Source organism: Paenibacillus sp. FSL M7-1455 (assembly GCF_038004655.1).
Lineage (GTDB): Bacteria > Bacillota > Bacilli > Paenibacillales > Paenibacillaceae > Paenibacillus_AQ > Paenibacillus_AQ cookii.
In genome coordinates, this window is record NZ_JBBORO010000001.1 from 5,046,515 (window position 1) to 5,070,830 (window position 24,316).

Annotated in this window: 21 protein-coding genes; 7 read left to right on the plus strand and 14 right to left on the minus strand. The window is 47.3% G+C overall.

Going from position 1 to position 24,316, the window contains the following annotated elements; genetic code table 11:
- Positions 1–248 precede the first annotated feature (248 nt).
- The 9 genes from NYE48_RS23130 to NYE48_RS23170 all read right to left on the minus strand — a co-directional run bounded on the left by NYE48_RS23130 (position 249) and on the right by NYE48_RS23170 (position 8,952).
- Positions 249–2,594 (minus strand): virulence-associated E family protein, encoded by a 2,346-nt coding sequence (locus NYE48_RS23130; RefSeq protein WP_341000093.1) that lies wholly within the window; start codon positions 2,592–2,594, stop codon positions 249–251.
- Positions 2,595–2,596: 2 nt separating this feature from the next.
- Positions 2,597–3,010, minus strand: a complete 414-nt coding sequence (locus tag NYE48_RS23135; protein ID WP_341000094.1) for a DUF7768 domain-containing protein — start codon at positions 3,008–3,010, stop codon at positions 2,597–2,599.
- 2 nt (positions 3,011–3,012) lie between these two features.
- Positions 3,013–3,804, minus strand: a complete 792-nt coding sequence (locus NYE48_RS23140; RefSeq protein WP_341000096.1) for a phage antirepressor — start codon at positions 3,802–3,804, stop codon at positions 3,013–3,015.
- 87 nt (positions 3,805–3,891) lie between these two features.
- A complete protein-coding gene (locus NYE48_RS23145) occupies positions 3,892–5,826 on the minus strand; it encodes a DNA polymerase (RefSeq protein ID WP_341000097.1) in 1,935 nt (644 codons plus the stop codon).
- On the minus strand, positions 5,823–6,383 hold the full coding sequence (locus NYE48_RS23150) for a DUF2815 family protein (protein WP_341000099.1): 561 nt from the start codon (positions 6,381–6,383) through the stop codon (positions 5,823–5,825). The genes NYE48_RS23145 and NYE48_RS23150 overlap by 4 nt, the downstream gene beginning before the upstream one ends.
- Before the next feature lie 4 nt (positions 6,384–6,387).
- Positions 6,388–7,515 (minus strand): DUF2800 domain-containing protein, encoded by a 1,128-nt coding sequence (locus NYE48_RS23155; RefSeq protein ID WP_341000100.1) that lies wholly within the window; start codon positions 7,513–7,515, stop codon positions 6,388–6,390.
- Positions 7,512–7,811: an rRNA biogenesis protein rrp5 gene (locus NYE48_RS23160; protein WP_341000101.1), complete on the minus strand. Its 300-nt coding sequence runs from the start codon at positions 7,809–7,811 to the stop codon at positions 7,512–7,514. The genes NYE48_RS23155 and NYE48_RS23160 overlap by 4 nt, the downstream gene beginning before the upstream one ends.
- A 277-nt stretch (positions 7,812–8,088) precedes the next feature.
- Positions 8,089–8,583: an RNA polymerase sigma factor gene (locus NYE48_RS23165; protein ID WP_341000102.1), complete on the minus strand. Its 495-nt coding sequence runs from the start codon at positions 8,581–8,583 to the stop codon at positions 8,089–8,091.
- Between the two features lie 159 nt (positions 8,584–8,742).
- Positions 8,743–8,952 carry a hypothetical protein gene (locus tag NYE48_RS23170; protein WP_179234623.1) on the minus strand — a complete coding sequence of 70 codons (210 nt, stop codon included), beginning with the start codon at positions 8,950–8,952 and terminating at the stop codon, positions 8,743–8,745.
- 268 nt (positions 8,953–9,220) lie between these two features.
- Between NYE48_RS23170 and NYE48_RS23175 the strand changes: the two genes are divergently transcribed.
- From NYE48_RS23175 to NYE48_RS23200, 6 genes are read left to right on the plus strand one after another with little or no spacing between them, the layout of a single operon-like run.
- A complete protein-coding gene (locus NYE48_RS23175; protein ID WP_341000103.1) occupies positions 9,221–9,433 on the plus strand; it encodes a helix-turn-helix domain-containing protein in 213 nt (70 codons plus the stop codon).
- A 19-nt stretch (positions 9,434–9,452) separates the two neighbouring features.
- Positions 9,453–10,691: an ABC-three component system protein gene (locus NYE48_RS23180; RefSeq protein ID WP_341000104.1), complete on the plus strand. Its 1,239-nt coding sequence runs from the start codon at positions 9,453–9,455 to the stop codon at positions 10,689–10,691.
- Positions 10,675–10,914, plus strand: a complete 240-nt coding sequence (locus tag NYE48_RS23185; RefSeq protein WP_341000105.1) for an ABC-three component system middle component 7 — start codon at positions 10,675–10,677, stop codon at positions 10,912–10,914. Before NYE48_RS23180 ends, NYE48_RS23185 begins: the two co-directional genes overlap by 17 nt.
- Positions 10,892–12,529: a DUF2326 domain-containing protein gene (locus NYE48_RS23190; RefSeq protein ID WP_341000106.1), complete on the plus strand. Its 1,638-nt coding sequence runs from the start codon at positions 10,892–10,894 to the stop codon at positions 12,527–12,529. The genes NYE48_RS23185 and NYE48_RS23190 overlap by 23 nt, the downstream gene beginning before the upstream one ends.
- A gap of 19 nt (positions 12,530–12,548) precedes the next feature.
- A complete protein-coding gene (locus NYE48_RS23195) occupies positions 12,549–14,999 on the plus strand; it encodes a site-specific DNA-methyltransferase (protein WP_341000107.1) in 2,451 nt (816 codons plus the stop codon).
- The gene (locus NYE48_RS23200) at positions 15,000–17,507 is read left to right on the plus strand and encodes a DEAD/DEAH box helicase (protein WP_341000108.1); all 2,508 of its coding nucleotides are present in this window, start codon (positions 15,000–15,002) and stop codon (positions 17,505–17,507) included.
- A 205-nt stretch (positions 17,508–17,712) separates the two neighbouring features.
- Here NYE48_RS23200 and rlmD read toward each other — a convergent pair whose 3' ends face one another.
- From rlmD to NYE48_RS23220, 4 genes are all read right to left on the minus strand, one after another.
- Positions 17,713–19,221 carry a 23S rRNA (uracil(1939)-C(5))-methyltransferase RlmD gene (gene rlmD / locus NYE48_RS23205; RefSeq protein ID WP_341000109.1) on the minus strand — a complete coding sequence of 503 codons (1,509 nt, stop codon included), beginning with the start codon at positions 19,219–19,221 and terminating at the stop codon, positions 17,713–17,715.
- A 313-nt stretch (positions 19,222–19,534) separates the two neighbouring features.
- Entirely contained in the window at positions 19,535–20,416 is an 882-nt protein-coding gene (locus NYE48_RS23210; RefSeq protein WP_036714990.1) for a diacylglycerol kinase, read from the minus strand.
- Between the two features lie 122 nt (positions 20,417–20,538).
- Positions 20,539–21,303: a sirohydrochlorin chelatase gene (locus tag NYE48_RS23215; protein ID WP_212952352.1), complete on the minus strand. Its 765-nt coding sequence runs from the start codon at positions 21,301–21,303 to the stop codon at positions 20,539–20,541.
- 1 nt (position 21,304) lies between these two features.
- Positions 21,305–21,595, minus strand: coding sequence for a YerC/YecD family TrpR-related protein (locus NYE48_RS23220; protein WP_036714986.1), 291 nt, complete (start codon positions 21,593–21,595; stop codon positions 21,305–21,307).
- 748 nt (positions 21,596–22,343) lie between these two features.
- Here NYE48_RS23220 and NYE48_RS23225 point away from each other — a divergent pair.
- A complete protein-coding gene (locus tag NYE48_RS23225; RefSeq protein ID WP_212952327.1) occupies positions 22,344–22,892 on the plus strand; it encodes a hypothetical protein in 549 nt (182 codons plus the stop codon).
- A 220-nt stretch (positions 22,893–23,112) separates the two neighbouring features.
- Here NYE48_RS23225 and corA read toward each other — a convergent pair whose 3' ends face one another.
- Entirely contained in the window at positions 23,113–24,072 is a 960-nt protein-coding gene (gene corA, locus NYE48_RS23230; protein ID WP_212952326.1) for a magnesium/cobalt transporter CorA, read from the minus strand.
- Positions 24,073–24,316: the final 244 nt, after the last annotated feature.

Genomic DNA, 24,316 nt, shown 5'->3' on the forward strand with positions numbered 1-24,316 from the left:
TGTTCCCTAAATCCAAAAAATCTCTATACGCGCGTAAATACGCGTCTGTGTGCGATTTTTACTTTTAATCTTAGGGATTATTTTTAATAGTAATTTATGGAACAATGGAACACAGGATATTAAGTAGCCTAGTTTGTAAGGGGCTTCTGCCTGTTCCGATGTGGTGTACCGAAGAGGTGTTTTTGTTTCACCGGAACAGGTGATAACTGTTCCCACGGCTGAATTTGTTCCAAATGTTCCAATCTTCATCATGGTTTGGGAACATAAACCCATTGCGGCCCATAAAGCGAAATGCGTTCCTTTTTAACAAGACCGCTCCAGCCGCCAATACCCGCCATGATCGCGGATATTTCATTACCATCCATCCTTCGCAAATTGGCGCGATCCTTACCAAAGCATTCGCACCAGATCTCCATGTTGGAAACGGATGTACGCTTTTTCACGCCAACCCGCTGGCTCTCTCCAAATTCAGTACCATTGATGAATGCACGGCGCTCGTATAAATCCATGGTGTCCCAATCTTCAGGTAAAAGCATGTCAAGGTACTCGCGCACTAAACCTTCTCGCTCATCCGATTCCATCGCTTCTCTTTGTTCGTCTTTCGCAAGTTTTTCTAAGCTGGCATCCAGATACAATTTCTCGCCCGCCTTAACAAAGGTGAGAGCTTCTGCCCATATTTGCAATATTTCATCTTGTGTCAACTGCCATGACTTTTTTGTACCATTACCTGGAGTCTTTACCGGCCAGAACCTACGATTACCAGTTGTATCTCGCAAATATCCTTTCTCAGCATTGGTAGTACCAAAAAATACACATTGTCTTAGGTGGGGAGTTGCTCTTCTGCCAAAACTAGCTCGGTAAATATCATTCTGGCGGGAGAGGAAACTACGAAGCGTCTCTACTTCAGCCTTTTTAAGTCCGGCAAGTTCTCCAATTTCTAAAATCCAATATCCCTGCAGTTTTTCAGCAGCAGTCTTATCCTTTGTATCAGATAAACTTAAGCTATCTGAAAACCAGTCACCGCCCAGCTTAGCGATGAGTGTACTTTTTCCTACACCCTGTGGTCCATTTAGAACCAGCATGGAATCGAACTTGATACCGGGTGTGAGTACACGTGCGATGGCCGCACATAGGTTTTTTCTAGTAACTGCCCGTACATACGGATTATCCGATGCTCCAAGATAATCGATTAAAAGGCTGTCTACACGTGGCACCTTATCCCATTCAGGGAGGGCTTCTATAAATTCACGAATAGGATGATAGGAACGATCATCGGCCACTTTTGCTACAGCCACATCATAATTTCTTGCAGAGAAAGTTCCATAGTGCGTATCAATGTAGCTGATCAACTGAGCATCATCAGCATCTCTCCAGAACCTTGACGGATGCGGCCATGGAACATCGCCTTTGATCTCAAGACTGTCTGAGAGTTGATTAAAGACAATGCTTTTCAGGTTTGGGTCATTTTCCAATATTAAAATTAAGTTTCTCAATGTATTCTTAACTGCACCGGTCTTATCCAGTTCAAGCTGCTTTTCCCAATCCTCATCGATAAATTCACTTTCAGCTTGTACCCTGCGTTCCTCGGCAAATTGCTCCTTGACTCGTTCATCTTTAAGAGCCAAATCCGTCATCGCTCTAAAAGAAGGCAGTTTGCTTGGCGCTGTATTTTCAGTAGTCTTCTCGTCCAAATCTCGAAATTTATGCACGCGGACAAGATCAAAAGCATTCAGCAGCATTCCGCAGGCGGGGTCGGTAGCGTGATGGCTATAAGCAAACTTCCCATCATATATCACCAAGCCCGCTGATGAGTCTGCTGGAATGTAATCGTAACGTCCATTCATGGTGCTTGGCTCATACACGTCCTGCAAGAAAGTGTCGATAGCTTCTTCAATCGTATAAGCTCTGCAAAATGCACCGACTACGCCTTCTTTTGAAAGCGGATCTGCCTGTTTAGTAATCTTTCGTTGAACCACCTCTGATTGTCTGGAAGATACCGGCCACATAGAGGTATCGCGCCAGTCCGTGTATTTAGCAAGGTACATATCCGGGTCTAAAAGCTCTCCGTCTTTTTCCTTGAAAACAAACTCACCATCAGAGGAAGTTGATGGCCAATACATTAGCCTTGATGGTTCATAGGTAGTGTCATCGAAGAAGTCGATTCCGATTTCCTTTGCTACCATGCGACCAAGCGCCGGGTATTCATCTTCCGTAACTTCTCGTTTCAGCGGAATCAAAAGCCTTAACCTTGGAGCGTCCGACGTGTGTTTATGGGTGGAGTAAATGCAGCATTTGAAATCGTGCAGCGTCTCAATCTGCTCCCATATGCCAGGCTTTGCATAGTCCATGTCAAGAGTCAGAAGGGAACGGCAGAGAACATAACCGTTTCTGCGTTTTCCTTCACGTAGTGCTCCGCCTACAAAGCCGCCAACGTCTTTGATGGTATCTTGCTGAGCCCTGCTCATCTTGCGGAACTCAGAAACCGTTTCAGTAGTGCGGATGGTTGTACTCACTCGGGAGATAAAGTCGTTCCAAGATATGTCCTTGTTCTTCCACTTTCTATCCATACGGCTGTTGCCAACCGCTATTTTCATATCTACTGCACCTCCTCGCATTTTTCAGTAAAATATCTGACAGGGATGCGATGCTTTGAAGCTTTGTCGATTTCTGCTTGCATTCCATCTGAGATGTAGCTACCAAATACCCATAGTTCATCACATTTTCTGAGCCAGGCCATGCCAAAAAACAAACCTAGCTTTCTCTGGTCAGGATTGCAGTCATCCATCACCTGTGGATATAGCAGATGAGGAGCGAAGGGAATGGCTCCTTGCTCCACTGCAAATTTTAGGTATCTTCTGGCATTCTCCAGGTTTCTAACTGTATCTCCAGCGAAAGGCGAGCAGATGAAAACGAAAGGCTTATATTTTTTGGCTTTTTCTTCGCGCATTACATTCTCCAATGCTTCTGCTGCAGTTGGGTCCGGATATCCTTCAGAATTATATTTGTCCATCGCTATACCACCTCAAATTCCTGCCCTTGCTCTATTAGCGGAAGAATGCCCTGCGCTTTCAGCAATTCATAGATAAACAAGCGGCCTTTCTGAGTCCAATAAGTATGGACCTTCGAATGCATCGTCCCATCATTTCCGGGGTAGCTATGAGTTTTGGTTACAGTATAGCCATGCTGGGCGTGTTTCTGATACAGGAGCCATATTTTCCCCTGACGGAATTGAACACCCAGATCATGAAGATATTCATTAAGCCAGCGACCCGATTTTCCATAATCCTTCGCGATCGTTGTTATGGCCACCGCATCCTTACAATTAAGAACCACGTCGTAATAGCTTGCTTTAGGTTTCATTTCAGCTATCTGCTGTTCCTGAATACTGATGGTGGCAGATAGCTTAGCATTTTTTGCACGCTCTGCTTTAAGCTCTTGTAACGCCTTGATCCAAAGATCAGGGTTAGCTAGCAGTTCATCCGCAGCATATAGTCCATGCTTTCGAATAGAGGGAAGAACCTCGTGGGTTACCCACCGTTTGAACTTTTTGGCTTCTGGCTTTCGAGAAACCAATATCACGCTATACAGGCCGCTTTCGTTGATAATAGATACTTCCTGTTTGCCTCCAGGGGTGTCGATAATATCGACTCCCTTTTCATCACTGTCCAAACGGGCCATAACATCGCGGCTGTTCCCGATATCTAATACAGCACATACATCTTTTAGCACCCACCAAGGATTCCCATTCTTCAGAACTGTTCTGACTGTGCTTCCCTCGTAGTTAAAAATAGTTAATTCGTTCATATAGAACCTCCAGCTTATCGTTGTAGGGCGGCATGAACTGCCCTCAGCTATAAGCAAAAAAAGGGGGCTAATCGAACCCCCTAAAAATCAATCTTTTTTATAAAAGTTGCATTCATAACCATCAGCACGAAGTAAAAGTCCCTTTGCCCAAGGCGGAGTTTTACCCATAAGAGTACAAACATCCTGTAAGGATACTCCTAATGGCACTTCTAACACAGTCTCGTCGTGGACATGCATCACGATTTGAAAACCTGCTTTATCTAGATTTTGCATAGCAAAACACAGAATATCTCTTGAGATTGCCTGCACAATGTTTTCCACAAACTTTGGTCCATAGCTTTCGATGCGCTCCCATTTTTTTGTTGTACCTATGCCTTCATATGTCACCGACTCACTTCCAAAACTGTTTATTCCAATTCGGGGCTTTACATAGGTCAGTTGTCTTCCTGATGGAAGCCATATCAGAAGCATTCCACTTCGATATTCAAACTGGATTCTATGAGTTTCAGTTCTGGTTCTCTCTTTTACCGCTTCTTTCACGGAGCTATCAACATCCCACCACAGCCGTACAATATTGGGGTTAGCATTTCGCCATGCAGCTACCAGCGGTTTTAGTTCTTCCTCGGAAAGACCCATATCCAGAGCGCCCATTGCTTTCAGTGCGCCAACAGAGCCACCGTAACCTAAGGCCAGTTCTGCAATCTTGCCTTTTTGCCTTAGCGGACTTCCTTTTGTCACTTCTTCAATGGGAACTCGAAACATTTGAGCAGCTGATGCTTCATATATTTTTCCATGGGTAGCAAACACTTCATTTCGCCATGCTTCACCTGCAAGCCAGGCAATAACCCTCGCTTCAATGGCACTGAAATCAGCCACGATAAACTTGAATCCTTCTTTAGGGATGAATGCAGTACGGATTAGTTCAGACAATACGCCTGGGACAGAATTATACAGCATCTCTAATGCTTCAAACTGTCCGCTGCGAACAAGGCTTCGTGCTTGTTCCAAGTCAGACAAGTGATTCTGCGGAAGGTTTTGTACCTGAATGAGTCTTCCTGCAAATCGACCTGTACGATTAGCTCCATAAAACTGCAATAGACCGCGTGCTCGCCCATCAGCACAAACGACATTTTCCATGGCTGTGTATTTCTTTACGCTGGACTTGGCCAGTAGCTGCCGCAGTTCCAGCACTTCACTTAGCTGATTCGGTGCTGTCCGTAGTAATGTTTTTACTGATGCCTTATCTAGGCTTTCTGTTTCCAGACCGTTCTCAGAAAGCCATTTTTTCATCTGGGCGACTGAGTTTGGGTTTTCTAATTTAGTAAGGACACGCATTCGGTTCGTAATCTCTTCTCTCGTCTGATCATCACATCGGATGGCTCGCTTTACTAATTCCAAATCTAACTGGATGCCCCTATCATTAATCTGCTGGTCTAGAATATAGTTCTGCCACTCATGTTCAGGCATCGGGAACTTTTCAAGTCGCGACTGTATCGCCAGTTCCGTTTCTACATCTCGGGCGTTATATGCCTTGAACCGTTCCCATTTATCCTGAGCATGCTCCGGTAAATTTCGGGTACGACCGCCATTTGTCTGAGTTGGTTTACATGGGACGGAGAAATACCGAATCAGTTCCTTGCCTTCAGTCAGTTTTTGTTTATCAACACCGGTTACCAAGGCTGCACCCTCTAAAGAAAGCGGAAGTCCAAGATACGCAGACCAAACCATCGTGCAACGCCACGAATTAGGTTCCAGCCAGATGCCAAGGTACCGGGACAAACAGATGCGTTCAAACTGTGCATTGAATGCCCACTTCGTGATATTCCGATTTAAAATCGCGCATTGAATATCTTCTGGAAGCGTTTCTCCGTTTGCTATGTCAATAACCCGTACTGGCCCTCCATCAACGCTATATCCGAAAAGCAAAATTTCAAAATCTGGAGCTTCAGCATAGCGATAGACCCCGCTTTTGGCGAGGTCTACACTACTAAAGGTCTCTAGGTCAATGCTGAGTGTTCTCATGACAAGAAATCGTCATCCACATCGGTGGCAAAATCATCAGCGGCATTCGTTCTACCACCTAGTGGCTCACCGTCACGGATTTTCTGAATATTGCCAAGGCCACATGCAATACCTTTATTTCCGTTGGAGTTGAAGGCATAGAAGTTGATACTTACTCTTGCGTACACACCAGAGTAAACTTCGGAACGGTCAAGAATCGGATTAACGTTTCTATCTACAATTTGTGGAGCAGTGTTGCTATTGGCATTGATGAAATAACTGTTTGCGTAAGGCTCGTCGTCTGGACGATCGATATCTCCATCACGCAGAGGGAGTTTAAGGGCAGCTTTATTAGGAATCTTGCCACCAAACTTACCTTTGCCTTCTTCAATTGCGGCATTCACCGCTGCGTTAATTGCAGAGAGCGTCTTTGTATCGCTCTTAGGGATAATCAAGCTCACGCTGTATTTTTCAGCGCCGCCGTTAATAGACTTTGGTTCCCAGACGTTGGCATAAGAAAGACGTACAATTCCAGTGATTACTTTCGTAGGGATTGTTCTTTTTGCTGTGTTTGACATAGTATTAAACCTCCATAAAATCATTTTTTACTGATGATGTATTCATTTCAGGACGCTTGTCTGAAACAGGCACTAGCGTCGGTTTTCCCGGTGGCTTCATGACCAGACCACCAAGGATTTCATTAAACTTGGGTTTGCCCATCAATTTTTCCATTTCAGTAATGCTGATGAGACTTTGCTTGTAAATATCGCGATAGCCTGCATTTTTCGCCGCTTCAGCGACTGCTTCTTCATCTGTGTATTTACGGTTGGAGCGGCCTTCGACTACCTTAAAGCCAGGCCATTGCTTTCCATGATTAACCGCTGCATCTGTTGCGTAGGCCATAATCTCATTTGCCCAGCTGGTGAGATCTCCGATTGATGAAAGAATCTCTGCGATTTCCTCATCTGACAGTAATGGCGGCAAAGCAAACTCGAACGCAGCCAGTTTTATTTTTGCTTCCGCTCTGGCCCGGCATTTTACTGCTGCTCGGCAAAATTGGCACCATTCTCCAGGGCAGTAATTGCCGTCACCTGCAAAAGCTAACTCCGCTTTTGGCTTTAAAACTTCCTCTGCCCACTGATACAAGCTTTCCTTCATTACTGTGTATGTGCTGACATTTTCCCGGCGTGGTTGATAGATTATCATGGAAACCGTATCGATGTCATAGATGCCATCGAATAACTCCAGTGCACCAAGGGCATAGAGCTTCATCTGCGGGTTCTCCTCTGCGTTTACCAAAACACCCTGACCATACTTGAAATCAATTATATGAAGGGTTCCATCAGAGATAATCAAGCAGTCACCCGTCCCAAAACCATCGGGTACATATTTTGAGAAGTCCAATCGCTGTTCAATTAAGACAAGAGGGTCATTGCATGACTGTTTTGCCTGTTCGATGGTTTCGAGTACGAACTCCACATATCCGTCAGTGAAGGTATCCATTTCATCGGAGTCATAAGGCGAAACCGGCTTTTTTGACCGCATCTTTAGTGCCCTGCGAAGCTTGTGTTCACTTAATGCATGAGCTGCAGTTCCTTCGGCTGCAGCTTCACCGCTGTTATCATCAAACTCTAGTTCCAATCTGGCTGACGGTGTACAGTTCATCCAGCGATGGGCTCCCGATGCGGAGAGAATTGCATGTTTGCTCATTTCAACCCCTCCGCATCTGCAAGAAGCGCGTCGTACTTGCTTGGATCAATCTCGCTAAGTTTAGATGCTCCATACTTTTGTAGCAGCGCTCTTACTTCAGCTGTAAATCCGTCATGACTCTTTTCCGCAAGCACAGCCCTTACTTCTTCCAAGGTAACCCGCTTTTCTTCAGGCTGCTCCGGTTTTGAAACCTCTTCAGGCGCGTTACTTGCTATTGCGTCTGCAACAGCCTGAACGCTGTCTGCCAGCGATCTAAGATCTGAGACCACATCGAGAAGAAGCTTGATTTTGCTCATGCTCCACACCTCCTTCCCTGATTTCCTTGATTTCTACCGTTTCAACTGAGTCACCGGGCGTAATTACAAGCAGGCTCACTTTTTTACCGAACAACAAATCGAGGAGTTTACTTCGGATTGTCTGTCTGCTGCTTTGAATTACAGGGCTTCGTCCGCCACCGGGTTTAGCCACATTGATTGTGACTTTGTGTTTTAGGCTCATATTTCGTCTCCTTTCCGGGGGCGGTTTTTCTGCCCCTCACCGATAAGCGAAAAAGAGAGTTCATTCGAACCCCCATCAGGAAAGAATTTTTCTTAATTTTTCGTGTATCTTTTTCAGGCGGTTACGGATAGCCGCTTCCGTCACTCCTTCTTCAGCAGCTATATCTGTGTTGGTACGTTTGTCCAAATAAACCTTTTTGAAAAGCTCTTTTTGCTGAGGCAAGAGACAACCCATAGCCTCGGCAAGCTTGTCCAGCGCATCCAGATGTTCAGCTTTATCTTCGGCTTCTATGTAAATCTGTTCTGGATTTGCACTTTCATCTGCCAAATACTTATTCCGATCTGTTGCCGCTTCACTCTCACCATCGTGATAAGCATCCAAATGAGATGTAACGCGGTAGTTGTAGCGGCGCTGCTCGTCCACTTCGTTATCATCCATAGAATGTAAAAGCTCGATGTCGGCTACGGTGACTCCATCTTCACCAGGGGTAATAACAATCTTTGTTCCTTCAGCGGTGTAATAAATATAATTTGTTCTGTTCTTTTTACTTGTTTTGTACTCTCTTGACATGTTTTGACTCCTTTGGTTTTCAAAATTTGGCTTTGAAATCCGCAGGAGCCGAAACAATCCGTAGAACAAAAAAACGACGGCCGGGATAGTCCTCTGGTATGAGAACTAATCCTAGCCGTCGTGCAGCTCTGCGGATTTTCTATTCAATTGATTAACGTCTTACGCTGCATAAACATGGCTTTCTACATGGAAAGCCGAATCATTTAATCGAGTGACTATCGTCACAACTCCTTCACGTTCAATCCTCAACGTTCCCCCAATAGGAATTTGTGTACTGGTTTTGCATCGTTTGTATAAAACTTCTACGAGACCTGTGGTTGCGTTACCTTTGCAGGCTATGCGACCCTTACAATCACGAATCTCCTCCATGGATTGTCCTCCTTTTGCAAAAAATATGGCTTGTCTAACCGTCTAAGTAAATTTTATTTATACGAACACAATAAGTCCTCAGCCACAACTCCGCTGTCACTCCGCTGTGACTCAGCAAATTCCAATCGTTTTTATCTCCAAAAAAATAAGCATTTGCAAAGGTTAAATCAGCACATTCAAATTTTTAATTGTGATTTGCTTAGTAATTTGTTATAATAGTAAAAACACGTCTTTTGAATACCGTCCAGTAATGCTTGGAGGCGATAGAATGGCATTCAGTTATAACAAACTTTGGAAGCTTTTGATTGATAAAAAGATGATGAAAAAAGATTTAATGGCGAAGACGAATTTGACATCGACAACGATGGCGAAGCTGAGCAAAGACTTGCCGGTAAGCATGGATGTGTTAGCCAGAATCTGTAAAGCACTTGACGTCAACATTGGCGATATTGTTGACTACGTTGACGACGATACTCATTGATTGAAAGGGGGCGCAATCTTTGAAAAAGCTGTGTTTTGGTACTTTTGCAACGATCTTGAAGCTTTGCAAGGCAAAAAGCGTTACACAAAAGGGGCTGTGTGGTACCATACTGCTTTCTATTGCGCCTACTTATGACATTCGTAACGATGATGGCACCGTTTCAGATTTGATACTTGGCAAAAAAAATCTATCCCCCAATGTGACCGATGTTGCACCGACAGCAGATGCTCGTGCTACCTCAAATTACTTTAAGCAGAACATCCTTCCACTGTTGGATGGCAATAAAAGGAGCCTTATCGTTCTTGCGTTGAAGGATATCATCGCCTCTGATGGCACAATAAAACCTGACACAATCGTTGAAAAAGTGAACGACATGACAAAGGCAACTATTGCAGTACGTGATGCTTTTGTTTTGGAAGACTTTCTCGCTGGAATTTTTCTTTATACGGCGGTCAATGTTGAAAACCGAAATTGTGAAGAAAGTGTAAAAGAGATAACTGACGAGTACATAAAGTCTTTTGACTCTAAAAAAACAGACATAAGCTTCCTTACTACATACAGTAAATTCTCTAAGGATACCGCTGATGAAATTGCAATTGACACTCACTCCTTGGTGCTACTAACAGAGACTGGCGGCAAGTGTCAAAAATGCGGTAGATTGTTGGGCATAAAAAAAGAAGGCAACGACGTTAACTACGCTAAGGTCGTTCACCTTTCCGAAACCGATGACGTAGTTCTTTGTGTTGACTGTGAACGCGAAATACAAAGTGCTTCCGAAGAGGATAAATTGGCTTTGCTTTCGGACAAACATTACTTGGAAAATCTTATGGTAGCAAGAGATGCAACGTCACGATATATGTTAGAAAAGCAAATTGAAGAGGTGCTTCGTGAAGTCCACTTGATGGATGTAACTGACGATACACGACTTAAAATTGAACCTGTCAAGGTTGAAAAAAAAGTTACTGAAAAGCGATTGAAAGAGAGAGTGCTTTCTGATGTCAGGCAGTTGTATGAAGGCGTCAATAATGCATTAGATCGATTGGCTGGAGAAAATAAACTGAACGTTGATAAGTTTGCTAAGAATATTAAGCGGATGTATGAAGATGCGAGTGAATCGCTTACATCCCAAAGCGATATTTACTATATGCTTGTTGAGACGTTATTTGAAAAGACCGGCCGCAAATACAGAGAAGCCTGCGAGATAATAATCTCCTACTTCGTGCAAAGGTGTGAAGTGTTCGATGAGATTGCCGAGTAAAGTTACACCCTATTCAAACAGCGTCATTGCCCGTTTCCCAGATATCTTAGAGGCATTGACGCAGCGGGATATGTCCCCCAAAGAGCTGTTTGAATTAACCACATCAGGCAAAAAGGGTATGGGCGATTTTTTGAGCGCTTTAGACTGCCTGTTTGCATTGGGGAAAATTGAACTAATCGAGGAAGGGAGGGTACTACGCTATGTTGACAGAAATTCGATGTGATAAATTCGCAGCAGAGCATCAAACAGTTCGATTCAATCCAGGACTTAACACTGTTTTAGGCAGCGCAGGAGGAAGCAATGCCATCGGCAAGTCAACGTTTCTGTGGATTATCGACTATGCATTCGGCGGCGAAAGCTACTACTCCATGTCGGATGACATTAAAAAGGAAATCGGTCCCCATACCATCTATTTCACTTTCCAGTTTGAAGGGCAGCCACACTACTTCTACAGAAGTACTGATGATCCAAAGAATGTGTGCCGCTGTGATAAGGATCACCATTTCATTACGAAATTGACGCTGGATGAATTTAGAAGCTTTCTCTTTCAGGAATACAAGATTGGATTGCCAGCCCTCACATTTTCAGAAATCACAGAGCGTTATTTCCGTATTTATGGGCGCGAAAACACACTGGAAAAGTATCCTCTGCTCGTAAAGCCCCGCGAACAGGATGAAAAAGCCGTTGATTTTCTGATGAAGCTGTTCGGCCACTACCAAATTCTCGCTGCCATCAAGAGCATGGAGGAAGAACTTGGTATCAAATCCTCGCAGCTCAAATCGCGCCAGCGTCAGCAGGTGGACACCGAGAAAATCGAAATGAATCAGAAAACTATAGAGTCGCTGAAGAAAAGGCTCCAAAAGCTGATGAAAAACAGTGAAGAAGCCCAGTTAGCAATGTTTGGTTTTGACACACAGACATTTGAACGAGTAACAGCAGCTCAAAAAGAGTTGAATAGTTTCATCCGCAAACGCAATCGTCTGCAGTCGCAGCTAAATGCGATTAAGAGTAATATCGCTGACAGTAATCCCGAAACCGCCAGTGAATTTAACTCCTTGGTGCGTTTCTTCCCAAATACTAATATAAAAGCCTTCGAGGAGATTGAACATTTTCATAAGAAAATCAGGGAAATTCTAGGTGAAGAGATGGCCCAGGAAATCGAACGTTTACAACCCCTTATTGATCATTGCGACAAAGAAATCAAACGGCTGCATCAAAAAATCGAAGAGTCTGGTTTGGCAAAGGAGATGTCGGAACGAGTGCTCTCTCAGTGCGTCAACGTGTCAAAAAACATTGATAGACTTGAGGAAGAAACAGCTGAGTTGATTCACCAGAAAGAATTGCAGGAAGCCCGCGCCGAAGCAGAGCGCAGGCTGGCAAAACTATTACTACAGCAAACCGAAAAGCTGGAAGAGATACAAGACGACATCAATCTGCGTATGGCAACAATAAACGGCGTGGTGACTGAACGACAGGAAACAGCGCCTCTTTTGCAAATCACACCCCAAAAGGAAATTATCTTTGAAACGCCCGGTAACACCAGTGAAGGTACTGCGTTTAAGAGCCTTGTGGTGTACGATTTGAGTATACTTGAATTACGTCCAATTCCTGCGCTCATTCACGATTCCAATATTCTTAAGCGTATTGAGGATACACACCTTGAACACATATTGGAACGTTATCAGGATAGTGGACGACAGATTTTCATTGCATTTGATAAAGCTGACTCTACAACTGAGAAGGCGTATAAGATTTTAGAGGACACGGCAATTTTACGCTTGTCGGACGGAAATGAACTTTTTGGTCGTTCGTGGAGCAAGTACGAATTGAATGATTAAGCTTAGGAGGATCTAAAATATGGCTGCAATCAATGATTTACTGCGACAAATCCCTGACACGACTCTGCGTAGTCGCTTGGAGCAGGAATTTGCTCGCATATCTAAAAATAAAAAATTTGGACTAGTATTCGAGGAGCATATCCCCGAATGCACTCCACTTTACGATGTTCCTATCAAACGTGGCTCGACTGTCGCATTAAAAACTGGCCACATTAATGATGTATATACTGTATTGAAATTAGACGGTGATTCTGCTCTTTGCCATAACAAATCAACAGGTGATACAATGAACATCCCACTTGCGGAGCTAGTTTCAGTTGCTCAGTTTGGCGAACCAATATTTCCTATGCTCCAACCTATCGCATCAGTAGAGAATGCAACTGATAATAGCTTATGGCATACACTCATCGAAGCAGACAATTATCACGCACTTCAACTATTGGAATACCTCTATCCAAAACAGGTGGATTGCATTTATATTGACCCGCCGTACAACACAGGTGCGCGGGATTGGAAGTACAACAACAACTATGTGGATTCCACTGATAGCTGGCGCCACAGCAAGTGGTTGTCTATGATGCAAAAACGGCTTAGGATTGCAAAAAGAATCTTGAACCCCGATACTGGTGTATTAATTGTTACGATTGATGAACACGAGGTTCATCACCTTCGTACTTTGCTTGAGGATCTCTTTCCCGAAGCATACATTCAAATGGTAACCATTGTAATTAATCCAAAGGGAGGAACACAAGGTAGATTTTCAAGAGTAGAAGAATACGCTATTTTTTGTTTTATGCCAAATGCTTATGTTGTTGGTGGATCTGACCCTTTGTTAGGCGAAAAAACTCCTTCAACGAAACCGCGTTGGAAAGGACTACTGCGTTCTGGTGCTGATTCTCGTCGTGAAGATAGTAAAAACCAGTTCTACCCAATTTTGATAGATGCAGAAAAACATAAATTAATTAAGGCTCTTGAACCATTGCCATATCCAGAAAAACCAGACTTAGATGCAAAAATTGATGGCTATGATGTAGTCTGGCCGATAAGGAGTGACTTGTCAGAAGGTCGATGGATGCTAAGTAATTCTACACTTAACGATCTCATAGAAAAAGGATATGCCGCACTCGGCAGATATGATTCTAAACGAAAAACATGGGGAGTATCCTACCTCAGTCAGAAATTTCAACAACAAATTGAAAATGGCGAAATTATAATTACTGGACGCGATGAACAAAGAAACGTTGTTGATGTGGAGTTTGCAAATTTACAATCCAAACAGATTATGACTGTTTGGCATAGGAGTTTACATGATGCAGGTGCATATGGTTCTGACATGGTTTCAAGCATAATTGGACAGTCAAGAGCTTTTTCTTTCCCAAAATCACTCTATTCTACAAAGGATGCTATTGCAGCAATAGTGCGCAATAAGAAAAATGCCCTTATCGTAGATTTTTTTGCCGGTAGCGGAACCACGTTGCATGCAGTAAACCTGCTTAACGCAGAGGATAACGGAAACCGTCGCTGTATTTTGGTGACAAATAACGAGGTATCGGACGCCGAATCAAAAAACTTGCAAAGTAATGGATATCAGCCTGGTGATCCAGAATGGGAAAAGCTTGGAATATGTCGCGCAGTAACTTGGCCGAGGACAAAATATAGCATCCTTGGTAAGCGCGACGACGGTACGGTCTTGACAGGCGATTACTTCACAACCCTGACTGAGACAAAAGAAATTGAACGCTCATTCTATCAACTTGGCTTTGTCGAAAACCCCGCAATCCTAACGAGCAATGCCAAAAAGCAGCTTGTTTCTTTGCTTCGCAGTAAGGAAGGAAAAACACAAATACCGCAAACGTTGGTAAAAACGGATAGCAAATTTATTGTTTCGGATAAACATTCAGCGTCGATTCTTTTTGATGTAAATGCTGCTGATGAGTGGTTGGATGCGCTGGAAGATCAAGATCACATCACTGACTTTTACATAGTGGTAAAGGAAGCGGCGGTATTCAAGGAAATCAAAGCACGAGTTTCCGACTTGCTTGGCCCCATCAATGTAGCATCGCAAGTTAAACGTCCCATGAGCGAAGGCTTTCCTGCCAACGTCGAATACTTCAAGCTGGGTTTTTTAGATAAAAATAGCGTGTCACTGGGTCAACAGTTCCACGAAATATTACCATTGCTTTGGCTCAAATCGGGTGCAATCGGTAGGCGGCCCGAAGTAAGCAGCGATGAGGAACCGGAAATGCTAATTCTCCCGCAGAACGGCTTCGCTATTCTAATTGATGAAACAAAGTATGCCGAGTTTGCCGAAAAGCTCTCAGAAGAAGATAATATCAGAGTTGTCTATTTCGTGACCAACTCCGAGGAAGCTTTCCGCGAAATGACCGCTGGGATAAAAGTAAATAACACATATCAACTATACCGCGATTACATTGATAACTTTGTGTTGGGAAGCAGGAGGGATTCATAAATGAGAGATATATTATTTCCGTTTCAGGAAACGGCTCTTGCCGAATTGCATGAAAAAATCAATAAGGCACACTTGATGTGGAGCGAACGTGACCCGCAAGTGATTTCCTTTTCCGCGCCTACAGGTTCGGGAAAAACCATCATCATGACCACGCTTTTTGAGGAAATTCTGTATGGAAATGCTGATAACATCAGCGAGCCAGATTCGATATTTATTTGGCTTTCCGATTCACCGGAGCTTAATGAACAAACGCGGCTAAAAATCGAAAGCAAGTCTGATAAAATCCGTGTGCGGGACTTAGTGACTATCGATTCAACATTTAGCGCCGAGTATTTTGAAGGCGGCCGCATCTATTTTCTGAACACACAAAAACTCGGTTCTGACAAGCTGCTGACAGGAACATCTGACACGCGGCAGTATTCTATTTGGGAGACACTCACTAACACTGCCAAACGTAATCCAAAGCAGTTTTATGTGGTGATTGATGAGGCACATAGAGGCACCTACACATCCGTCCAGGCGGAGAACAAGGCGCAGTCTATTATGCAGAAATTCATCAAAGGGAGCGAGGACGACGGGCTTTGTGTCATGCCCCTAGTTATCGGTGTGACCGCGACACCACAGAGATTTGATAATTTAATTGCTGGAACGACATCGACAGTTCAAAAAGTCATCGTTCCGCCTGAGCAGGTGCGTGAATCAGGGCTATTGAAAGACAGAATCATCATTCACTACCCAGATATTCAGCTGAGTGCCGATATGACAATGTTCAAAGGCGCAGTGGATAATTGGCTAAAAAAATGCTCTCACTGGAAATCCTACTGTGAGCGCGAAGACGAAAAAATGGTAAATCCTATTCTTGTTGTTCAGGTTGAGGACGGCAACGAGCGTGAAGTAACCCATACTGATTTGGGGGCTTGCATCGATTTACTGGAGGAATCACTGGGACGCAAATTACTGCCCGGCGAAGTGGTACATACATTCAATGACCGCGGCACGATTAAAGTCCGTGACGTTGAAATACAGCAAATTGAAGCCTCCCGAATTGAGAACGAGGAAAATGTGAAGGTTGTGTTTTTCAAAATGAACCTTTCCACAGGCTGGGACTGCCCCCGTGCTGAAACGATGATGTCATTCCGCAGCGCGCAAGACTACACTTATATTGCGCAGCTTTTGGGACGTATGATTCGTACTCCTTTGGCAAGAAGGATTTCCTCCGATGCTGAGCTAAACAGTGTCAGTCTGTTTCTACCGTACTTTGATGAAGATACAGTGAAGAATGTTGTTAATGCTCTACGAGACAGTGAAGCGGTTATGCCCACCGAAACAGGCACCAGCAAAGAGCTTGTTACACTTGGGCGCAACCTTGCCTATTCTGATGTGTTTGAGGCAATGTATAACCTCATCACCTATCGGGTAGATTCATCCCGTAAGCAGGCACCTCTCAAGTTGTTAATACAGCTTTCCCGTGCGCTGACGATGGACGGCATTGACTTGGGAGCACAAAAGGCTGTTAAAAATGCAGTTTTATCAAAAATGGATGAGGAGATTGCACGGATAAAAGAAAGTGGAGACTTTGACATCCGAGGGGCGTCAATCACCGGATTTGCTCTTGGCACACTGATATTTGAGTATGGAGACAATGCCTATTCCTTTGATGAAACAACACAGACCATGACCGTGTCCGAATTTGATATTTCCCGACATTTTGAGCAAGCCGGGAAGTTGTTGGGAGAGGGTTTACACAAGGAATATTGGATTCGCCACAGTACCCGTGATCATATCGATGTAAAAAAAGAAATCATCGTTCTCACAAGTGATACGGACGCAATGGAGAGGATTAATGCCTATGCAGAGAAAGAATTCATTACGCTCTACGAGAACAACAAGCGATCCATTGCTAGACTGAACGAGGCACGAAAGAATGTCTATGAAAGATTAACTAATGCTTCAGCGCAACCGATATCTGTACCATGGGTATTACCGGATTCAATCGATTTTTCTGTACCGGATGATAGTAAGAAGTTTGAACAGCACCTCTATTGTTCTGAGGACGGGACATTCCAAACATCACTGAACCCTTGGGAAAGCGGAGTTATTGCAGAAGAACTTAAAAATGGCGCTGTCTGCTGGTTACGCAACCTCGACCGTAAAAAGTGGTCACTTGAAATCCCGTATGAAATCAGTGGTGTAACCACTTCCATGTTCCCGGATTTAGTGATTGTCCGCGCCGATGCACAGGGTTACGTTTTCGATATACTGGAACCTCATGACCCCAGCCGTAAGGACAATTACCCCAAAGCAGTGGGCTTAGCGAAATTTGCAGAGAAGCACTGGGATAAATTTGGAAGAATTCAACTCATCCGTCTAAAAAAAGGTGTAGATGGTCGCGAACATTTCTATCGATTGGATATGGGAAAAACGACAGTCAGGAATAAGGTTCGTGGTATAACATCAAACGAGGAGCTTGATAGAATTTTCGATACTGATGGAGTGCGAGAAGACTAAATTTTACATCTATCCTGTCTCCTCAACCCCTATGAAAATAGGCGTTATCTAAACTGTCAACTCAACCCCATATCCTTCAGGGCAGTTGATATGTTACCGCAAACAATAAAAATAAGGGTTTCTCGACATTGTCTCCTCCGGCAAAATAGCCGTGAGAAAAACTCAATGTCTGGAAACCCTTTGTTTATAAGCTTTTTCAGCCCTACTATTCATCAACCCTTGACATCAATACGACACACTCCACATGTGTTGTATGCGGGAACATATCCACCGGCGTCACTTCCACCGTGCGATACCCGCCATCCTCCAATACGCGCAAATCCCGCGCCAGCGTAGAAGGATTACAGCTTACATAGACCACCCGCTCCGGCTTCATCTCCAAAATCGTCTCCAGCAGCTTCGGATCGCAGCCCTTGCGCGGCGGGTCGACGACGATAACGTCCGCTTCGATGCCCTGCTCTTTCCAGGCAGGAATGACATCCTCGGACGCGCCAACCTCGAAAGTAACGTTGCTCATCCCATTCAGTTCTGCGTTGCGGCGCGCATCCTCAATCGCCTCCGGCACGATCTCGACGCCGTACACCTTGCCCGCATGCTGCGCCAGGAACAGCGAAATCGTTCCGATGCCGCAGTACGCGTCAATGACCGTCTCTTTTCCGGTCAACCGGGCGTATTCCACCGTTTTGCCGTACAGCACTTCGGTCTGCGCCGGGTTCACCTGATAGAACGACCGCGCCGAGATGGCGAACTTCACGTCGCCGATATAGTCATAAATCACTTCGCGGCCCCACAGGACACGGGTGACGTCCCCGAAAATCACGTTCGTCTGCTTCGTGTTCACGTTCTGGCAGATGCTGACCACCGACGGCAGCTGTTCGCGAATCGCGCCGATCCATTCGTCCGCGTGCGGGATCTTGTCCCCGTTGGTGACCAGAACGATCATCATCTCGCCGGTACGGAAGGCGACCTTCACCACAACGTGACGAAGCAGACCTTGGCCGGTTTCTTCATCGTACGCGGAGATGCCGAGCTTGCGGCCGATTGCCTTCACCCGGGCAACGACCTCGTCGTTGCTTTCGTGCTGGATGAGGCAGGCTTCCATGTCGATGATGCGGTGGCTGCCGCGGGCGTAGAAGCCGCCGACCAGGCCGCCTTCGGTGACGCCGATCGGCACCTGGGCCTTGTTGCGGTAGCGCCATGGTTCGTCCATGCCAAGCGTGGCATGAACCTGGATCCCCCGGGAGTTCCCTGCTTCCGAAGGTGCCGCCTCAACAGGCTCTCCCGGGTCCCCGCGCCGCAGTTCCGGCTCCCCGAGCACCTGCAGCTTCCCGATCCGCGTCAGGTTGTCCACGACAAGCTGACGTTTCCAGGCCAGCTGCGCGGCATAATCCATATGCTGCAGCTGGCAGCCGCCGCATTTGTCGAAGATCGGGCAGGGCGCGGCGATGCGGTCCGGGCTGGCTTCGACCAGCTCGAGCAGTTTGGCGTAGCCGTACTGCTTTTTGGTCTTCAGCACTTTCACGCGCACTTTTTCGCCGGGCAAAGCGCCCGCGACGAATAACGTATATCCTTCGGCCCGGCCCACGCCTTCACCGTCATGGTTCATTCCGATGATGTCGATGACGACCTCGTCGTTTTTGGCCACCGGCAGTCCGGTGATGGGTGCAGGCGTGCTGCGGCGGCCGGCGTTCCGGCGGCTTTGTCGCTTGTTCATGCTGCTTACGTCACTTCTTTCCTTATATATTCAATCGTAAAATGGAGGCCCTATTGCAGACACCATTTTTCGTATGCATTCGCCTAACGTCTTTATTTTTAAAAAGGCAATGAACCTTCCCTGCATGACATCCATCCTATTATACCAAACATCTCCCCAACGCAAAAAAGATCAAGATGTCCCGCTCCCCTTCCCGGTGCGATGGGCAGCGACTGGACATCTTAACCTGCGTGAACTGCCGGTATGTATCGGTTTACGGCCGCTTGGGCCGTCTTGCAAACCGCAACGCTGGTCTTGCTAAAAAAACCATTCCTTACGCAAAAATCCTCAAATGCTGATGCAGCACCGAAAACTGGCCCGGAAGCGTTCCGCCCAGCTCGCCGTCGAGGTTGAGCAGCACCTTGCCCGGGGAAGTGACCTCCATCGAGCGGGTGCGGAAATACACGACCTTTTTGTCGTTAAAATGCTCGCCGCGCAGCGCCAACGTGACGACCCGGACGAATTCGGCCAGGTTGCATTTTTTGAGGGCGATCACGTCGAGCAGGCCGTCGTCGATCCGCGCGCCGGGCGCAAGCTTCTCGAAGCCGCCGACCGAGTTCGTGTTGGTGATGAGGAAAATCATGAATTCGTCGTGGATCGTCTCCTGCCCTTCGGCTTCGATGATCAGCTCCTGCGGCGACAGGCTGACCATTTTTTCGACCCCTTTAATGTAATACGCGAGCTGCCCGATCATCGTCTTGAGGCGGCTGGGCACGTCATAAGTCAGTTCCGTCAACGTCCCTCCGCCCGCGATGTTGATAAAATACCGGTCATTGGCTTTCCCGACGTCGATCGGACGGGTCTGCTGCCGGATCACGAGATCGCAGTAGTCCTCCCAGCTTCTCGGGATGCCCAGCCCGCGCGCAAAATCATTCGTCGTTCCCACCGGAAAAATGCCGAGCGGAGGCACATTGTCCTTGCCGGCCATGCCGTTGATGACCTCGTTCAGCGTGCCGTCGCCGCCCGCGGCGATGATCATGTCATATCCGCGTTCCACGGCATCCGCAGCCGCGGCCGTCGCGTCGCCTTCGCCGGTCGTCGCATGGCAGGAGGTTTCGATGCCGCCCAGATCAAGCCGCTGCAGCACGTCAGGCAGACGCCGCCTCATTTCCTCCCGGCCGGAAGTGGGATTATAAATCAATCTTGCTCTTTTCATTACCAAACGCCACCCATTTTAGGAATTCACACCGTTATGATTGCTCTAAGGGATGTCGCATGTCGGTGTCGCCAAAAGCACGCAACCTTAAGGCCATACGCCCCTTAGAAGAATATAGCCCATTATTCCACTTTTAACCAGTCTTGAACCTGCTGGTCAATCCACGCGGTCAGCAGCGGATGCGGCAGCAGCGCCTTGCCCGGATACAGGTAACTCAAGCCTTCCAGACGTTTCGGAATCACTTCGCGGATAAAATAACCCTCACTCAAAAAAAGCGGAGCCGCAATGACCTGCATTCCCCGGTCCTTTTGCCAATATGCCACTTTCTCGCGAACGTTGTCCGGCCGCAGCAGCGCAACATCGCTGCATGCAAAGCCGCCGATCTCCCGCACCTGGTCCGCCAGCCGCCGGAGGCCTTCCTCCCAGCGTTTGCGAAAACTTTCATAACTGCTTCCATGTCCGATCAGGACAAGGACTTCCCGCTCCGGTTCCCGGGATACCGGCCGTATTTTATCCCACAACATTTCCGCCACGTAAGGCCCATGCTCGATCGGCGAGCCGTAGTGAATGGTCGCGCCGACCCGAAACGGCTCCAGGTCGCTGTCGAAAGAAGGAGCATCCAGCACGCCGAGCGCGTATGCAATTTCGTTCACATGCGTGCTCCCGGAAGAAACGAACAGCGGAATGACCAGAATGTCCGTGACTCCCTGGCCTTCAAGCCGGTCGATGCCATCCTGAATGAGCCGTCCTTCCACGAGTTCCAAGAACGAAGCCGCCACAGGGAGGTCTCCCCGCAGCGGCAGCTGATGAATGGCTTCATCGACCAGATCGACCCAAGCCTGTTCCCTTGAGCCGTGGCTGATGATTAGTACGCCCCGTTTGCGCATCTTATCGTCCAAGACGGTCTAACGTCATTTTATACCCTTCGTTGCCGTAATTCAAACACCGTTTTACGCGGGAAATGGTCGCGGTGCTCGCTCCCGTTTCAGCCTCGATCTGGTTGTACGTGCAGCCTTTGCCGAGCATGCGCGCCACTTCCAGACGCTGGGACAGGGACTGGATTTCGTTCACAGTGCACAGGTCATCGAAGAACACGTAACATTCTTCAATATTTTCCAGCGTTAAAATAGCTTCAAATAATTGGTCAATACTTTTATCATTAAGTTTCTTCAGTTGCACTGAATCATCATCCCCTACTATTACTATTGCCTATTCAGGATTGTGCTCCCGTCACAGGGTCTTTCCACATTATAATATCGGTCAATCCATATTCAAATGATAGTCCTCTATGTACTCTCATTGTACCGAGCCGGTATAAAATTTTCAAGCGTTAACGAATTCACGCACTGAAGAGTTGCATGGCAGCAGGCTGAATAAAGCGACTCGGATCAGCCGCCCGGTCCCCCGATGCCTTTCCATCGTTAAAATGCATCAAACACCACCTTCCACTTGAAAGCGCTTAAATTATACATCATCCATGCGGGCTTGTACATGATGTTTTGGTGGATCATTTCCAATTCCGGTTATTCGGCTCTTTATCCATCTCCGTACCTGCACCAACCGGGACGCCGCTGAATCTTTTAGGATACGGGCTCTGCGATCCTTGAACGCGGATTTGGCGCAAAAGAAAAACCGCCCTATATGGCTGCATGGCCCGTCGCTGTTGGTGTCGTGCCCGTTCACTCCGGACTCGATCCTTCCTTGGCCCGTGAATTTTTCTCCTGATGATAATCCTCCCAGACCTGCAATTTCTACGCTGCCGCAGCCCCACACTCTGGCAGGACACCCCAAACCCGCTCGCCCGACGCCGCTTCTGGGTATTCGCCCGATTCCGCACCTATCCCTGTCTACCGGGCATTCGTCCATACCTTATGTTCGCCCATGACATACAGTATAATAAAACATTCCAAAAAGGAAAGTGATATCCATGCCTGAGCATTACTATCACCGCAAGCCCCGCAACGATCATCGCTCGCTGAACGGCGGTCCTTTCTCTCCTTACCCATCCTATTCACCCTATCCGGGTATCCCTTATAACGATTTTGGCGCCGGTCCGGGCACGGGCCTTGTTCCGATGCCGGGGGGCGAAGTGCTGCCAAGCGCCGAAGTGCTGACGGGAGCCGCCGAAGCGACCTCCGTGGCAGCTGCAGCCGCGCCTGCGGCTGCTGCCGCCAAATCGGGATTTTCCCTGGCCAATATCGGGGAGCTGAAAGGATTGATCGACCGGATGGGCGGGATTGACGGCATCGTCAATTCCATCGGGAAGGTGCAAAAGGTGATGACCGGCGTGCAGCAGGTGGCGCCGATGTTCAAACTGCTGTTCGGAAAAGGCAAAACGAACGCCGCCGAGGAGCCGGCCGAATACCGGCCCCGCCGCAGAAGAAACACGCGCAAAAAATCCTCTTCCCGCAAACGTTCGAACAACGCCTATCGCCCCGGCAAATCCTCGAAATCCTCCCGCAAAAAGCGGCGCTGACCAGACACATAGGAGCATACAATCTCCCATCCTTCCCAGCCCGGACATCGGTCCCCCGAACCCATCCGATCCCGGGCCGTTTCATGCCGCCATCGCGCCCGCCAGCCCGCAGGACGATACAAAGATGCTTAAATTTACATCCAGGGGACCGGAAGGTCCCCTCTTCCCCGTGGTTCGCGCTCCCAAAAAAGCCGCCCTCACGCGGCTTCCCGCAGCATATTTACTTAAACCAGCCCCGCCGCTGAAACCACAGCACCATGCCCGCCGCCAGAGCGAACATAAGCACCATCACCGCAGGGTAACCGTATTTCCAGCCGAGCTCCGGCATGTTCGTAAAGTTCATCCCATAAATACCGGCAATCAGCGTCAAAGGCATGAACACGGTCGTGATGACCGTCAGCGTCTTCATGATCGAGTTCATCCGGTTGGAGTTGAGCGAGATGTAGCTGTCCCGCAGATCGGCCGTCATTTCCCGGTCCGCTTCGATCATGTCGGTCAGCTTCAGCAAATGGTCGTAAATGTCGCCGAAATACACCTTATGCTCGCTGCTGCTTTGGACATGCTGGGAGTTCACGACCCGGTACAGCAAGTCGCGCATCGGCACGATCGTGCGCCGCAGCTTCAGCAGCCGCCCCCGCAGCTCGAACACCTGCTTCATCAGCTCCTCGACCGATTCCCTGCTGCCCCGCGTTTCAAGCTCCGCCAGCTCGTCTTCGATCGTAAACACGCACGGAAAATATTTGTCCACCAGCTTGTCCATCACGTTGTAGGCGCAGGACACCGGCCCGCGGGACCAGATTTTCCGGTCATGGGCATGCTGGATGATTTCCTTCCACGCTTCGTCCACTTCCTCCAGCTCTTTTTCGTGGAACGATACGAGCAAATCCTGCCCGAGAAACAGATCCACCTCTTCCACATGGAGCGTATCGGGATCGATGGCATGAAGCACGTAAAATTGCAGTTCGTCGTAATTGTCCAGCTTCGGGCGCTGCAGCACATGGAGGCAGTCCTCCACCGCAAGCGGGTGAAAATGGAAATAAGTCGTCAGCAAGGCCGATTCCTCTTCGGTCGGCGCGTTAAAGTCCACCCACATCCAGGCGTAATCCCCCGGACGGGTGTCCTCCAGCGGAAAATTCGTCACCACCTCATGCGTATGCGTCACAGCCAGCGTGCGTATCATCGGTTATCGACAGACTCCTTTCGAGAGCGGGATGCACAAGCCCAAATCCGTCCCTTGCGTTATTCCTTTTATTGTACAGCAAAGACAGCCGTACGCGAAATTCGGGAGGGGGACCGTTTCCCGGGGCAAGGGGACAAGCGCCAACGTCAGCCATTAGAACGACGCGCCGTACTCCTCACCCAAACGCCGGGCCGGCCGATTTCGGGCATACAAAAAAGCCAACCTCATCGATTGGCCCCCACTT